12 protein-coding genes, 1 tRNA gene and 1 pseudogene are annotated in these 15,726 nt (G+C 48.1%); all 14 read right to left on the bottom strand.

Features of this window, described 5'->3' with window-relative positions; translation table 11 throughout:
- Window positions 1–84: GTP-binding protein (locus ASG34_RS13900; RefSeq protein WP_042615313.1), on the bottom strand; the 84-nt coding region annotated here is incomplete at its 3' end.
- 37 nt (window positions 85–121) lie between these two features.
- Window positions 122–2,215, bottom strand: coding sequence for an elongation factor G (gene fusA / locus ASG34_RS13715; protein ID WP_055831508.1), 2,094 nt, complete (start codon window positions 2,213–2,215; stop codon window positions 122–124).
- A gap of 54 nt (window positions 2,216–2,269) precedes the next feature.
- Window positions 2,270–2,740 (bottom strand): 30S ribosomal protein S7, encoded by a 471-nt coding sequence (gene rpsG / locus ASG34_RS13710; protein WP_019881216.1) that lies wholly within the window; start codon window positions 2,738–2,740, stop codon window positions 2,270–2,272.
- A 97-nt stretch (window positions 2,741–2,837) separates the two neighbouring features.
- The gene (rpsL, locus tag ASG34_RS13705) at window positions 2,838–3,221 is read right to left on the bottom strand and encodes a 30S ribosomal protein S12 (protein ID WP_018987692.1); all 384 of its coding nucleotides are present in this window, start codon (window positions 3,219–3,221) and stop codon (window positions 2,838–2,840) included.
- A gap of 196 nt (window positions 3,222–3,417) precedes the next feature.
- Entirely contained in the window at window positions 3,418–7,677 is a 4,260-nt protein-coding gene (gene rpoC / locus ASG34_RS13700; RefSeq protein ID WP_055831507.1) for a DNA-directed RNA polymerase subunit beta', read from the bottom strand.
- Window positions 7,678–7,700: 23 nt separating this feature from the next.
- Entirely contained in the window at window positions 7,701–11,873 is a 4,173-nt protein-coding gene (gene rpoB / locus ASG34_RS13695) for a DNA-directed RNA polymerase subunit beta (RefSeq protein ID WP_055831505.1), read from the bottom strand.
- Between the two features lie 241 nt (window positions 11,874–12,114).
- On the bottom strand, window positions 12,115–12,492 hold the full coding sequence (gene rplL / locus ASG34_RS13690) for a 50S ribosomal protein L7/L12 (RefSeq protein ID WP_055831503.1): 378 nt from the start codon (window positions 12,490–12,492) through the stop codon (window positions 12,115–12,117).
- A gap of 33 nt (window positions 12,493–12,525) precedes the next feature.
- Window positions 12,526–13,023, bottom strand: coding sequence for a 50S ribosomal protein L10 (rplJ, locus tag ASG34_RS13685; RefSeq protein ID WP_055831501.1), 498 nt, complete (start codon window positions 13,021–13,023; stop codon window positions 12,526–12,528).
- Window positions 13,024–13,293: 270 nt separating this feature from the next.
- Window positions 13,294–13,980, bottom strand: coding sequence for a 50S ribosomal protein L1 (rplA, locus tag ASG34_RS13680; RefSeq protein WP_055831499.1), 687 nt, complete (start codon window positions 13,978–13,980; stop codon window positions 13,294–13,296).
- 1 nt (window position 13,981) lies between these two features.
- Window positions 13,982–14,413 (bottom strand): 50S ribosomal protein L11, encoded by a 432-nt coding sequence (rplK, locus tag ASG34_RS13675; protein WP_055831497.1) that lies wholly within the window; start codon window positions 14,411–14,413, stop codon window positions 13,982–13,984.
- A gap of 94 nt (window positions 14,414–14,507) precedes the next feature.
- A complete protein-coding gene (gene nusG / locus ASG34_RS13670; RefSeq protein WP_055831496.1) occupies window positions 14,508–15,047 on the bottom strand; it encodes a transcription termination/antitermination protein NusG in 540 nt (179 codons plus the stop codon).
- Window positions 15,047–15,394 (bottom strand): preprotein translocase subunit SecE, encoded by a 348-nt coding sequence (gene secE / locus ASG34_RS13665; RefSeq protein ID WP_055831494.1) that lies wholly within the window; start codon window positions 15,392–15,394, stop codon window positions 15,047–15,049. The genes nusG and secE overlap by 1 nt, the downstream gene beginning before the upstream one ends.
- 55 nt (window positions 15,395–15,449) lie before the next feature.
- Window positions 15,450–15,525: transfer RNA gene (locus tag ASG34_RS13660), tRNA-Trp, on the bottom strand.
- A gap of 60 nt (window positions 15,526–15,585) precedes the next feature.
- Window positions 15,586–15,726, bottom strand: a pseudogene (locus tag ASG34_RS13895) (elongation factor Tu); the annotation flags it as partial.

The raw sequence follows: 15,726 nt of genomic DNA, 5'->3' as shown, positions 1-15,726 counted from the left end.
CAATGTTGTCTTACCGTGGTCAACGTGACCAATCGTACCAACGTTCACGTGTGGCTTGGTACGTTCGAATTTGCCTTTTGCCATGATGTTTTCCTTTTATTTAATACTTTAATTTAATCAATTATTTTTTGTTGATGATTGCTTCAGCAACGTTTTTCGGTGCGTCAGAGTAGTGCTTGAATTCCATGCTGTAAGTGGCACGACCTTGTGACAAGGAACGTACTACAGTGGAATAACCAAACATCTCAGACAATGGCACTTCTGCTTTAATCGCTTTACCGCCACCAGGCATGTCATCCATACCCTGGATGATACCGCGACGGGATGACAAGTCACCCATCACATCACCCATGTAGTCTTCAGGCGTTTCAACTTCAACCGCCATCATTGGCTCAAGCAACACTGGATCCGCTTTACGCATACCGTCTTTGAAACCAATAGAAGCCGCCATTTTAAATGCGTTTTCGTTGGAGTCAACGTCATGGTATGAACCATCAAACAAGGTAACTTTTACGTCAACTACCGGGAAACCAGCCAGAATACCTGCAGGAATGGTTTCACGAAGACCTTTTTCAACCGCCGGAATAAATTCACGCGGTACAGTACCACCCTTGATCTGGTCAACGAACTCAAAGCCTTTACCAGCTTCGTTAGGTTCCATTTTGAGCCATACGTGACCGTATTGACCCTTACCACCGGATTGCTTAACGAATTTACCTTCAACTTCAACTGATTTGCGAATCGCTTCACGGTAAGCCACTTGTGGCGCACCCACGTTAGCCTCAACATTGAATTCACGACGCATACGGTCAACCAGAATTTCCAGGTGTAACTCACCCATACCGGAAATAATCGTCTGGCCAGACTCTTCATCTGAACGCACGCGGAATGAAGGATCTTCTTGTGCCAAACGACCCAACGCCAAGCCCATTTTTTCCTGGTCACTTTTGGTTTTTGGTTCAACAGCGACGTGAATCACCGGCTCAGGGAATACCATACGCTCAAGAATGATAGGCTTATCCGGTGAACATAAAGATTCACCAGTGGTTACATCTTTCAAGCCGATACAGGCGGCGATGTCACCAGCCAACACCTCCTCAACCTCTTCACGGTTGTTAGCGTGCATCTGAACGATACGGCCGATACGCTCTTTTTTATTCTTGATAGAATTAAGAACTGTATCACCCTTGTTCAATACGCCAGAGTAAACACGGATAAACGTCAATTGACCAACGAATGGATCCGTCATCAATTTAAATGCCAGTGCAGAGAATCCTTCTTTGTCATCAGCTTTACGGCTTGCAGGCTTACCGTAGTCATCCTCACCGGTCACATCATCAATATCAATCGGTGATGGCAAGAAATCAACAACGGCGTCCAACATACGTTGCACACCTTTGTTTTTAAATGCTGAGCCACACAACATTGGCTGAATTTCACCAGCAATGGTACGTGTACGCAGACCTAAAACGATTTCTTTCTCTTCCAGCTCACCGTTTTCCAGATATTTGTTCATCAGGTCTTCGCTAGCTTCAGCAGCTGACTCAACCATTTGCTCACGCCATTTGTTAGCAGTCTCAACCAGATCAGCAGGAATGTCACCGTATGTGAATTTCATGCCTTGAGAAGCCTCATCCCAGATGATGGCTTTCATTTTGAGTAGGTCAACCACACCCGTGAATGTATCTTCGCGACCAATAGGAATCACCACCGGCACAGGGTTAGCGCGCAGGCGCGTTTTCATTTGCTCTACGACTTTGAAGAAATCGGCACCGGAACGGTCCATTTTATTGACAAAGGCCAGACGCGGCACTTTGTACTTGTTGGCCTGACGCCATACAGTTTCGGATTGTGGCTGTACGCCACCTACTGCACAGTAAACCATGCAGGCACCATCCAGCACACGCATGGAACGCTCTACCTCAATGGTAAAGTCCACGTGCCCAGGGGTATCAATAATGTTGAATCGATGCTCAGGCAATGAAAGGTCCATGCCTTTCCAGAAACAGGTTGTCGCAGCTGAAGTAATGGTGATACCACGCTCCTGCTCTTGCTCCATCCAGTCCATGGTGGCTGCACCATCGTGCACCTCACCAATTTTATGGTTTACACCTGTATAGAACAGAATACGTTCTGTAGTGGTTGTTTTACCAGCATCAATGTGCGCTGAAATACCAATATTACGGTAGCGTTCAATAGGGGTTTTGCGTGCCACGGTAGTTTACCTTTGCTATCAATTCAACTAATTATTAAAGAACGAGTCGTTTAATTAAAAACGGAAGTGTGAGAACGCTTTGTTAGCTTCTGCCATACGGTGAACTTCTTCACGCTTCTTCATTGCTGAACCACGGCCTTCAGAGGCCTCGATCAACTCAGCAGCCAAACGCAGGCCCATAGATTTTTCGCCACGCTTACGTGCTGCATCGCGCAACCAACGCATTGCCAACGCACTACGACGGCTTGGGCGCACTTCTACTGGCACCTGATAGTTTGCACCACCAACACGGCGGCTCTTAACTTCAACAACAGGACGCAGATTATTCAACGCTGTGGTGAATAATTCCAGCGGGTCCTTACCGCTCTTGCTGGCCACCTGATCAAAGGCACCGTAAATGATACGTTCAGCAACAGATTTCTTACCACCTGTCATCAGCACATTTACAAACTTGGACACTTCCTGGCTACCAAATTTTGGATCCGGCAAGATAATACGTTTGGGGACTTCTCTACGTCTTGGCATAACATTCTCTTTTCAATTAAATTTTTGCTAGCAATTACACTCGCAAGGCATTTCAGCCGCTATAAAAAAATGGAAATAACTTGAGCAAGCTTAAAAATTAAGCTTTAGCTTCTTTAGGACGCTTAGCACCGTATTTGGAACGTGACTGTTTACGGTCTTTAACACCAGCCGTATCCAAGCTACCACGCACCATATGGTAACGCACACCCGGCAAGTCTTTTACACGACCACCGCGCAGCAATACCACGCTATGTTCTTGCAGGTTATGGCCTTCACCACCGATATAGCTAATGACTTCGTAACCATTGGTCAAACGAACCTTAGCAACCTTACGCAACGCGGAGTTTGGTTTTTTTGGTGTTGTGGTGTACACACGAGTACATACACCACGCTTTTGTGGGCAAGCTTCCAAAGCTGGAACCTTGCTCTTGGTAACCACTTTAACGCGTGGCTTACGTACTAACTGATTAATGGTTGGCATTGCCTTAACCTCTTCACCTTTTTTAAGAACCACCATTTGAGCAGGAAGACTCAGGTATGGTGGCATATCAACAACAATGCCTTATTGAGACAATAAGGCCATTCTGAGAAACCCAGCATTTTAGTAAATGAGTCAAGGGGTGTCAAGCATTATTCATGCGAGACACCCCTTGAGAACAGGGACAACAGTGATCGAATTACTCGGCCGCGCTATCGTCTGCAGCAGTCTCTTCTACCGCTACTTCAGGTGCAAACATCGCTTCAGCCGCCAACATGGCTTGTGAAGGTTCTGCCACGTTTGGTGTCAGTGATGCAATCGCTGCACGCTTGCGGGATTCATGATAAGCCAAGCCCGTACCTGCAGGAATCAGACGACCCACAATGACGTTTTCCTTCAAGCCACGCAAATCATCGCGTTTGCCCAGGATTGCTGCTTCCGTCAACACGCGTGTGGTTTCCTGGAAGGAAGCTGCCGAGATGAATGAATCTGTAGACAACGAAGCTTTAGTAATACCCAGCAACACGTACTCGAAAGTTGCCGGACGTTTATCTTCAGCTACTACACGTTCATTTTCTGTCAGCAGATCAGCGCGCTCAACCTGCTCACCCGTAATGAAACCGGTATCAGCAGCATCCGTCACTCTGACACGACGCAACATCTGACGCACAATTACTTCGATGTGCTTGTCGTTAATCTTCACGCCTTGCAAGCGGTAAACGTCTTGTACCTCGTCGATGATGTAACGTGCCAGTGCTTCACGACCTTGCAGGCGCAAGATATCTTGCGGATCTGCCGGACCGTCAACAATTGACTCACCTTTAGTGACCACTTGACCGTCATGCGCGGTTACGTGCTTGTCTTTAGCAATCAGGAATTCGCTGGTAATACCATCCAGATCAGTAATCACCAGGCGTTGTTTACCTTTGGTATCTTTACCGAACGAAACAGTACCCGTCACCTCAGCCAGCATGCCGGCATCTTTCGGTGAACGTGCTTCGAACAGTTCAGCTACGCGTGGCAGACCCCCGGTAATATCACGGGTTTTAGAAGATTCTTGCGGGATACGTGCCAGCACTTCACCCACGCCAACTTCCTGACCATCTTTAACCGTAATAATGCAACCCAGCTGGAAAGTCACGTTCACTGGCGTATCAGTACCAGCAACTTTCACTTCCACACCGTTAGCATCCAGCAATTTTACTTGTGGACGCAGGCCTTTTGACGAACCAGCACGCTGCTTAGGATCGATAACCACCAGTGATGACAAACCGGTTACTTCATCCACCTGTTTGGCAACGGTCACACCCTCTTCAACGTTCTCGAACTTCACATGACCAGCGTACTCGGTAATAATCGGGCGGGTATGTGGATCCCATGTTGCCAATGCCTGGCCGGCTTTCACTGTTTTACCATCAGTGATGGTCAGTGTCGCACCGTAAGGCACTTTATGGCGTTCACGTTCACGGCCATTGTCTTCAGAAATCACCACTTCACCGTTACGTGAAATCACGATTTGCTCGTTACGTGAGTTAGTCACATAGCGCATGGTTGACGTAAAGCCAGCTACACCATTCGACTTACTCTCAACCTGTGACACTGAAGCCGCACGTGATACCGCACCACCGATGTGGAAGGTACGCATAGTCAACTGAGTACCTGGTTCACCGATAGATTGCGCTGCGATCACACCAACGGATTCACCGATGCTGATCAGCTTGCCGCGACCCAGATCACGACCGTAACACTTGGCACAAATACCGTAACGTGTGTCGCAAGTCAGTGCTGTACGTACTTTGACTTCGTCGATACCCAGGGCATCGATTTTTTCAACTTCGTCTTCACCCAGCAATGTACCGGCTGCGTAAACCACTTCCTGCGTTTCAGGATGCAATACATCCAGCGCTGCAGTACGACCCAGGATACGGTCATGCAATGGCTCAACGACTTCACCGCCTTTAACCAGCGCTTTTGTCACCAAACCATCAACGGTGCCGCAATCGATCTGTGTGACTACCAGATCTTGTGTCACGTCTACCAGGCGACGGGTCAGGTAACCTGAGTTCGCTGTTTTCAATGCCGTATCAGCCAAACCTTTACGTGCACCGTGGGTAGAAATAAAGTACTGCAACACGTTCAGGCCATCACGGAAGTTCGCCTTGATCGGCGTTTCAATAATAGAGCCATCCGGTTTCGCCATCAGGCCACGCATACCAGCCAGCTGGCGTACCTGCGCCGCAGAACCACGGGCACCGGAGTCGGCCATCATGTAAATCGCGTTAAATGATTCCTGACGGACAACTTTGCCGTCTTTCTTCACTACGTTACCGTCAGAGTCTTTCACATCTTCTTCGCGTAGCTGTTTCATCATGGCATCAGCCACTTTGTCACCAGCACGGCCCCAGATATCAACCACCTTGTTGTAACGCTCGCCTTGTGTCACCAGACCGGAAACATACTGGTCTTCAATTTCCTTCACTTCAGCGTCAGCAGCAGCAATCAATTGCTCTTTCTCTGGCGGCACCAACATATCGTTAATGCTGATAGAAATACCTGCTTTAGTCGCGTAGGAATAACCTGTGTACATCAGTTTGTCAGCAAAAATGACTGTCTCGCGGATGCCCACTTTACGGAAGCTGGCGTTGATCAGGCGTGAAATTTCTTTCTTCTTCAATGCCTTGTCAATGTAGCTGTATGGCAAGCCAGGCGGCAGGATTTCAGACAGTAATGCACGACCAACCGTGGTATTGTAACGATTGATTTTTTCGGTTTTTTCACCGGCAACATCCAGCTCAAACTCTTTAATACGCACAGTCACCTTGGCATGCAGATCAATCAGACCCTGGTCGTACACACGTTGTACTTCCTTGATATCACTGAAGATCATGCCTTCGCCACGAGCAGCTACTTTCTCGCGGGTCATGTAGTACAGACCCAATACGATATCCTGTGACGGCACAATGATTGGTTCGCCGTTGGCTGGAGACAACACGTTGTTAGATGCCAGCATCAATGTGCGTGCTTCCATTTGCGCTTCCAGGCTCAATGGTACGTGGACAGCCATCTGGTCACCGTCAAAGTCGGCGTTAAAGGCCGAACACACCAATGGGTGCAACTGAATCGCTTTACCTTCGATCAATACCGGCTCAAATGCCTGGATACCCAGACGGTGCAGCGTAGGCGCACGGTTCAACAGCACCGGATGCTCACGGATCACATCTTCAAGGATATCCCAGACTTCTGGTCCTTCCTCTTCAACTTTCTTCTTCGCCGCTTTAATCGTTGTCGCTAAACCTAGCACTTCCAGTTTGTGGAAGATGAATGGTTTAAACAGTTCCAGCGCCATTTTCTTAGGCAGACCGCATTGATGCAATTTCAACTGTGGACCAACCACAATTACGGAACGACCGGAGTAGTCCACGCGTTTGCCCAGCAAGTTCTGACGGAAACGACCGCCCTTACCTTTGATCATGTCAGCCAGTGATTTCAGTGGACGCTTGTTAGCGCCGGTCATCACTTTACCGCGACGGCCGTTGTCCAGCAGTGAATCCACCGCTTCTTGCAACATACGTTTTTCGTTACGCACGATGATTTCTGGTGCTTTCAGCTCCAGCAGGCGTTTCAAACGGTTGTTACGGTTAATTACGCGACGATACAGGTCATTCAGGTCAGACGTAGCGAAACGGCCACCATCCAGGGGTACCAACGGACGCAATTCTGGCGGCAATACCGGCAGGATTTCCAGGATCATCCACTCTGGCTTGATGCCGGATTTCTGGAACGCTTCCAGCACTTTCAGGCGCTTGGCGATTTTCTTGATCTTGGCTTCAGAACCAGTCGCAGACAATTCGCTACGCAGGGTTTCGATTTCACGGTTGATGTCCATCGTGCGCAACAGCTCACGAATCGCTTCAGCACCCATCACGGCGTTGAATTCGTCACCGTATTCTTCTACCTTGGCGATGTAGTCATCCTCTGTCAGCAATTGACCACGTGTCAGCGGTGTCATGCCTGGGTCGATCACGATGAATGCTTCAAAGTACAACACGCGCTCGATATCACGCAGAGCAATATCCAGCACCATACCCAAGCGGCTAGGCAAGGATTTCAGGAACCAGATATGTGCCACTGGTGAAGCCAGCTCAATATGGCCCATACGCTCACGACGTACTTTGCTCAAGGTGACTTCAACGCCACACTTCTCGCAAATCACACCACGGTGTTTCAGGCGTTTGTATTTACCGCACAAGCACTCGTAATCTTTGATAGGACCAAAAATTTTGGAGCAGAACAAACCGTCCCGCTCAGGTTTGAAGGTTCGGTAGTTGATAGTTTCTGGCTTTTTAACCTCGCCATAGGACCATGAACGGATTTTTTCAGGTGAAGCTAACGCGATTTTGATCGCATCAAACTCTTCTTCTTGCGTAACCTGTTTAAATAAATCTAATAACGCTTTCATAGAGACTCTCCTTAATGGCGGGATTAATTACGGTCTAAATCGATATCAATGGCCAGTGAACGAATTTCTTTCACCAACACATTGAATGATTCAGGCATACCCGCATCAATTTTGTGCTCACCCTTGACGATGTTTTCGTACACTTTGGTACGTCCATTCACGTCATCCGATTTCACAGTCAACATCTCTTGCAAGGTGTATGACGCACCATATGCTTCCAGTGCCCAAACCTCCATCTCACCGAAACGTTGGCCACCGAATTGCGCTTTACCGCCCAATGGCTGCTGTGTGACCAGGCTGTAAGGACCTGTAGAACGTGCATGCATTTTGTCATCAACCAAGTGATGCAGTTTCAGCACGTGCATGTAACCTACGGTGACCGGACGCTCGAAAGCATCACCGGTACGGCCATCAAACAGTTTGACCTGTGTTTTGCCAGCATGGAATTGCAGTTTCTTGGTGTGCTCGTCTTCATCCGGGAAAGCCAGATCCAGCATGGCACGAATATCAGACTCTGCTGCACCGTCAAATACCGGGGTTGCAAATGGCACGCCGTGTTTCAGGTTAGTAGCCAGGTCGATTACTTCCACATCTGTCAGGCCGGCAATATCTTCTTTCTTGCCAGTGCTGCTGTTGTAGATCTTATCGAGGAAGCTACGGATTTCAGCCACTTTCGCTTCAGCTTGCAACATGTCACCCAGGCGTTTGCCCAGACCTTTAGCAGCCCAACCCAAGTGGGTTTCCAGAATCTGGCCAATGTTCATACGTGAAGGAACACCTAGTGGGTTCAACACGATATCCAATGGGGTACCGTCAGCCATGTGCGGCATATCTTCAACCGGACAAATTTTGGAGATCACACCCTTGTTACCGTGACGACCCGCCATTTTGTCACCAGGCTGAATACGACGCTTCACTGCCAGATAGACTTTAACCATTTTCTGTACACCTGGTGGCAATTCGTCACCCTGGGTCAGTTTACGTTTTTTCTCTTCGAACTTGTTATCGAATTCGACACGCGCCTGGCTCAAGCTGTCTTTCAACTGCTCCAGCTGACGTGCGGCTTCTTCGTCGCTCAGGCGGATATCAAACCAGTCATAACGGCCAACTGTTTCCAGGTATTCAGCAGTCACGCTGTCGCCTTTTTTCAGCTTGTTAGGACCACCGGTAGCCGCTTTGCCAGTCAACAAACGGCTAATACGGCCAAAGGTATCGTCTTCCACAATACGCATCTGGTCGCCCAGATCTTTTTTGTAGTGAGACAGTTGGTCATCAATAATCTGCTGTGCACGGGTATCACGGTCAATACCTTCACGCGTGAATACCTGAACGTCGATCACCGTACCGGTCATGCCTGAAGGCACGCGCAGTGAAGTGTCTTTTACGTCAGAAGCTTTTTCACCGAAAATCGCACGCAGCAATTTTTCTTCTGGGGTTAAAGTGGTTTCACCTTTAGGTGTCACTTTACCAACCAGCACGTCACCGGCTTCGACTTCAGCACCGATATAGATAATACCGGAGTCATCCAAACGACCCAGCATACGCTCGGACAGGTTTGAAATATCACGGGTAATCTCTTCAGGTCCCAGTTTGGTATCACGAGCCACTACTGACAACTCTTCAATGTGAATTGAAGTGTAACGGTCATCAGCCACCACGCGCTCGGAAATCAAAATCGAGTCTTCGTAGTTATAACCGTTCCAAGGCATAAAGCCTACCAGCATGTTTTGACCTAAAGCCAATTCACCCATGTCAGTTGAAGCACCATCTGCCACCACGTCACCGCGAGAGATCACATCACCGACTTTAACCAACGGACGCTGGTTGATGTTGGTGTTCTGGTTAGAACGTGTGTATTTGGTCAGGTTGTAGATATCGACACCGACTTCATCCGCTTGCGCTTCAGCATCGTGTACACGAATCACAATACGGCCTGAATCGACGTAATCGACGATACCGCCACGACGGGAAGTAACCACAGTACCCGAGTCAATCGCTACCGTACGTTCAATACCGGTACCTACCACGGCTTTTTCAGCACGCAGACAAGGTACAGCCTGGCGTTGCATGTTGGCGCCCATCAGTGCACGGTTCGCGTCATCGTGTTCCAGGAATGGAATCAGTGAAGCCGCCACAGATACAATCTGTCCTGGCGCCACGTCCATATACTGTACGCGCTCCGGCTGCGTCATCGTAAATTCATTGTGGAAACGCGCAGAAATCAGGTCTTCTTTAAAGCTGCCATCTTTTGCCACTTCAGTGTTTGCCTGGGCAATCACATACTGGCTTTCTTCAATCGCAGACAGGAAGTTGATCTGATCGCTGACTTTGTTACCTTCGACCAGACGATATGGTGTCTCGAGGAAACCATAATCATTGGTACGTGCATACAAAGCCAAAGAGTTGATCAAACCAATGTTTGGACCTTCTGGCGTTTCAATAGGACATACACGGCCATAGTGGGTGGTATGTACGTCACGCACCTCAAAACCTGCGCGTTCACGGGTCAAACCGCCTGGGCCCAGGGCTGAGATACGGCGCTTATGCGTGATCTCGGACAATGGGTTGGTCTGGTCCATAAATTGTGACAACTGGCTGGAGCCAAAGAACTCACGGATCGCGCTAGACACTGGTTTAGCGTTGATCAAGTCATGCGGCATCAGGTTTTCAGATTCCGCTTGTGACAAACGCTCTTTGACTGCACGTTCAACACGCACCAGACCGGCACGGAACTGGTTCTCAGCCAGTTCACCCACTGAACGGATGCGACGGTTACCCAGGTGATCGATATCATCAATCTCGCCACGACCATTGCGCAACTCAATCAATACACCAATCACTGCCAGGATGTCTTCGTTGGACAACACATTAGCACCAGTGTCGCCTTGTGGACCTACTTTTTCATAGAAACGGCGGATCCAGGCAGCAGAACGGTCTTCCAGCTTGGTTGGGTAAGCACGACGGTTAAATTTCATGCGGCCAACGACAGAAAGGTCATAACGATCTTCAGAGAAGAACAAACCGTTAAACAAGGCTTGAACTGCATCTTCGGTCGGTGGTTCACCAGGACGCATCATGCGGTAAATCGCTACACGGGCGCTGTACTGGTCTGGGATTTCATCACTACGCAAAGTTTGCGAAATGAAATCACCGTGATCCAGGTCATTAGTGTAAATAGTATCGACTTCACTGATTTTTGCAGCCACCAGTTTTTCCAGCAAAGCCGGAGTGATTTCATCATTTGCGTTAGCAATCAATTCACCACTGTCCGTATCGATAATATTTCTGGCAATCGCACGGCCCATAATGAAGTCAGTGGGCACAGCCATTGCTTTAATGCCGGCTTTTTCAATGTCGCGTATATGTTTAACTGTTACGCGCTTGTCTTTAGCCACCAGCACGTTACCGTCTTTATCAGCGATATCAAATTTAGCCATTTCGCCACGCAGGCGATCAGCTACCAACTCAAATTCCAGGCCTTTCGGGCCAATATGGAAAGTGTCAGTATCGTGGAATGTTTCCAGGATTTGTTCAGGGTTGTAACCCAATGCTTTCAGCAGAATCGTCACTGGCATTTTGCGGCGACGGTCAACGCGGAAATACAGGTAATCTTTAGGGTCAAACTCAAAGTCTAACCATGAACCACGGTAAGGAATAATACGTGCCGAGAACAGCAGTTTACCGGAGCTATGTGTTTTACCACGATCATGTTCAAAGAACACACCCGGGCTACGGTGCAACTGGGACACGATGACGCGCTCAGTACCGTTAATGACAAAAGAACCGTTTTCGGTCATGAGTGGCAATTCACCCATGTACACTTCTTGCTCTTTAACTTCTTTCACCGTTGGTTTGGAAGCTTCGCGGTCCATGATGGTCAAGCGCACTTTAACGCGCAATGGCACGGCATAAGTCAGGCCGCGTTGTTGACATTCTTTGACATCAAACGGCTCTGCACCCAACTGGTAGCTCACATAATCCAGACGTGCATTCTCTGAATGGCTGACGATAGGGAAAATGGAACGGAAAGTCGATTCCAGACCTTGGTCTTTACGTTGGTCTACTGCGACATTTTCTTGCAGGAATGATTTGTAAGATTCCAGCTGCATAGCCAGCAAGTACGGAACCTCTTGAACACTGTCGCGCTTAGCAAAGCTTTTGCGGATGCGTTTCTTTTCGGTAAAGGAATAGCTCATAGCGTCTCCTGAGATTTTGAGGGTAGAAGACAAAACACTTTTCATCCACTGCAATGTTTTGACATCTAACTTCGCATTTAAAAACAGCCACTTAATTAACTACGCTAGCTTAACTATATGCGGCCACATCACCACTTTTACAACACCTGCACTGACAATGACAGCTATTAATAATCTGTAACGCCAGAAACGGCGAAGGCCGACGGTTGCCCGTCAGCCCTGCCAGTAGCACAATGATGAATTATTTCAATTCAGCAGTCGCGCCAGCTTCGATCAATTTCTTAACAGCAGCTTCAGCGTCAGCTTTGCTTACGCCTTCTTTAACTGCTTTAGGTGCGCCGTCAACTACATCTTTAGCTTCTTTCAAGCCCAGACCAGTCAATTCACGAACCGCTTTAATCACGCTAACTTTGTTATCGCCAGCGCTGTTCAAGATAACGTTGAACTCAGTTTGCTCAGCAGCAGCAGGTGCAGCAGCACCAGCAGCAGCGCCACCAGCAACTGCAACAGCAGCAGCAGAAACACCAAACTTCTCTTCGATTTCTTTAATGAATGCGGTCAGTTCTAATACGGTTTTGTTACCGATTGCATCCAAAATATCAGCATTTGAAATTGCCATGATAATAATTTCCTAAAATAAATTTGATTAAAATTAAGCCGCTTGCTTTTCTTTGTCGTCGCGTACTGCTGCAACGGCACGAGCAAACTTGGTTGGGATTTCGTTGAGCATGCCAGCCAGTTTGGACAGCAACTCTTCGCGGCTCAATGTAGACGCTAATGCTTGCACACCGGCAGCATCCAGACGCTCATTAGGCATCGCACCTGCTACTAGCTTGAACTGATCATTGCTTTTGGCAAAGTTACTCATCACTTTAGCAGCAGCCACTGCGTCTGCAGAAATACCATAGACGAGTGGACCAACCATGTCGTCAGCCAATGCTGCAAAAGGTGACCCTTCTACCGCACGACGAACCAGGGTATTTTTCAACACACGCAGATATACACCTGCATCACGCGCATCTGCACGCAGTTTCGTCATATTGGCAACGCCAATACCACGATACTCGGCAAGTACGATTGACTGTGCATTCGCCACTTGTGCGATTACCTCGGCAACGACTTCTTTTTTCTCTGTAAGATTAAGACTCAAGGTCTGTTCTCCTTCCGTTAATGAAAGCCCGACTCACATCGAGCCACTCACGGCGTCCTTGTTCAGGGCATGGATATATCCTGTTTCGGGGATCGCCATCTGCGTTGGCTTTTAAATACCTGCAAGCAGAGGATTTCTCACCCACTCACAACGCACTTATCAATTAAGTAAAACACCAACGGTCTTTGATGCTCTTGAGTCCGCATTAAATTCAATGATGACTCAAGCCCAAAGTACTTGCCTGATCCGTGATGGATCAGGACTTGATTCTTAAGCTGCTACTGAAGTTTGATCTACACGAACGCCAGGACCCATAGTGCTGGAAACGGAGAGTTTTTTCAGGTATACACCTTTGGAGCTTGTTGGCTTAGCTTTGTTCAATGCATCCAGCAATGCTGCCAGATTGCCTTGCAACTGTTCAACAGTGAATGAAGCACGGCCAATAGTGCAGTGAACGATACCACCTTTGTCTGTACGGTATTGTACTTGACCAGCTTTAGCATTTTTTACTGCAGTCGCTGCATCAGGTGTCACGGTACCTACTTTTGGGTTCGGCATCAAACCACGTGGACCCAACACTTGACCCAGAGCACCCACGATACGCATCGCATCAGGGGTTGCAATCGCTACGTCAAAGTCCAGCATGCCGCCTTTAACTTGCTCAGCCAGGTCTTCAAAACCAACGATGTCCGCACCAGCTGCTTTAGCCGCTTCCGCTTGTGCGCCTTGTGCGAACACAGCAACGCGTACAGACTTACCGGTACCGTTAGGCAATACAATCGCGCCACGAACCAGCTGATCAGATTTACGTGGGTCGATACCCAAGTTTACTACTGCATCAACAGATTCGTTAAATTTGGCAGCAGCGCCTTCTTTAACCAGATTCAGTGCATCACTTACTGGATACAGTTTGTTGCGGTCAATTTTCGCGCGCAACGCATCAATTCTTTTACCCATGTTATACACCCTCCACTTCGATACCCATACTGCGTGCGCTACCAGCGATGGTACGTACAGCAGCATCCATGTCAGACGCTGTCAGGTCAGGCATTTTTGTTTTAGCAATCTCTTCAGCTTGCGCACGAGTGATTTTGCCAACCTTGTCTGTATGAGGACGTGCAGAACCTTTTTCCAGCTTGGCGGCTTTTTTAATCAGCACCGTTGCTGGCGGGGTTTTCATGATAAAAGTAAAGCTCTTGTCAGCAAACGCAGTAATCACGACTGGTACTGGCAGACCTGGTTCAACGCCTTGTGTGGCAGCGTTAAACGCTTTACAGAATTCCATGATGTTCAAACCACGTTGACCCAGTGCTGGACCGACTGGTGGGCTTGGGTTGGCTTTACCTGCAGGGATCTGCAGCTTGATGTAGCCAATGACTTTCTTTGCCATTTTTGACTCCTTAAATGGGTACAAGCGCTCTTATGAGCTCCCCGTTGAAAATTACTACTAAACGTTTACTACTAAACTGTTGCTAATCAATGTCTTAAATTTCTTTTTCGACCTGCGCAAAATCCAGTTCAACTGGTGTCGCACGCCCAAAAATCACTACAGAAACGCGCACTTTGTTTTTGTCGTAATTGATCTCTTCGACACTGCCTGAGAAATCCTTGAATGGACCGTCGATCACTCGCACGCTCTCGCCTTTTTCGAAGGTCATTTTCTGAGTCGGATTTGACTTACTGTCATCCATACGACGCAGAATAATCTCAACTTCTTTATCTTTAATAGGGGTAGGACGTTGCGCTGAGCCACCAATGAAAGAAGTTACACGTGGTGTGCTTTTTACCAAATGCCAGCTCTGGTCTGTCATTTCCATCTGCACCAGCACATAACCCGGGTACAGGCGACGCTCTGAGATGGTCTTTTGACCACCTTTCATCTCAACAACCTCTTCAACCGGCACCAGAATGTCACCAAATTGATCTTGTAAGTTAGCCCTTACAATACGCTCTTCCAAACCGGCTTTAACGGACTTTTCCATGCCGGAGAACGCTTGAACTGCATACCAACGCATTGATGACATTAAGCACCTCGACCCATAATCCATTGCACCATGTAAGCAAAACCGATATCTACCAACGCCAGGAATGCAGCCATGATCATTACCAGCACAATCACTGCCAGTGTGGTTTGCATGGTTTCTTGACGCGTTGGCCAAACAACACGTTTTGCTTCCGCAATCGACTCATTAAAAAAGCTAAGCGCCTGTTTTCCTTGCGGGGCAGTCCATGCCACCGCTACAGACGCGACAATACCTGCCAGGACGGCAAGTATTCTAACAACCATTGCTTTATCTTCTAAAAGATAAAAACCGGCAATCCCCACAGCCAGCAACAACAGGGACAAAGCCAGTTTGATTTTATCGATCATAACCTTAACTTTATATTTTTCACACTCTATCACTGGATATCAGCTACTAGGTGTTTGGCAGGCCAAGAGGGTCTCGAACCCCCAACCCTCGGTTTTGGAGACCGATACTCTACCAATTGAGCTATTGGCCTGTACTCTTTAATGTAAAACCTGCACGGGTTGTAGTGCAGGTTTTACTCAATTAAATCTAATTACTCGATGATTTTAGCGACGACGCCAGCACCAACGGTACGACCACCTTCACGGATAGCGAAGCGTAAGCCGTCTTCCATCGCGATTGGCGCAATCAGCGCTACCGAGATAGAAACGTTATCACCTGGCATCACCATTTC

Origin of the sequence: Methylophilus sp. Leaf416 (genome assembly GCF_001424665.1) — a bacterium.
In the GTDB taxonomy this organism is placed as follows: Bacteria; Pseudomonadota; Gammaproteobacteria; order Burkholderiales; family Methylophilaceae; genus Methylophilus.
Note: the sequence above shows the minus strand (reverse complement) of the source record. Positions and strands in the feature narration are given on the sequence as shown.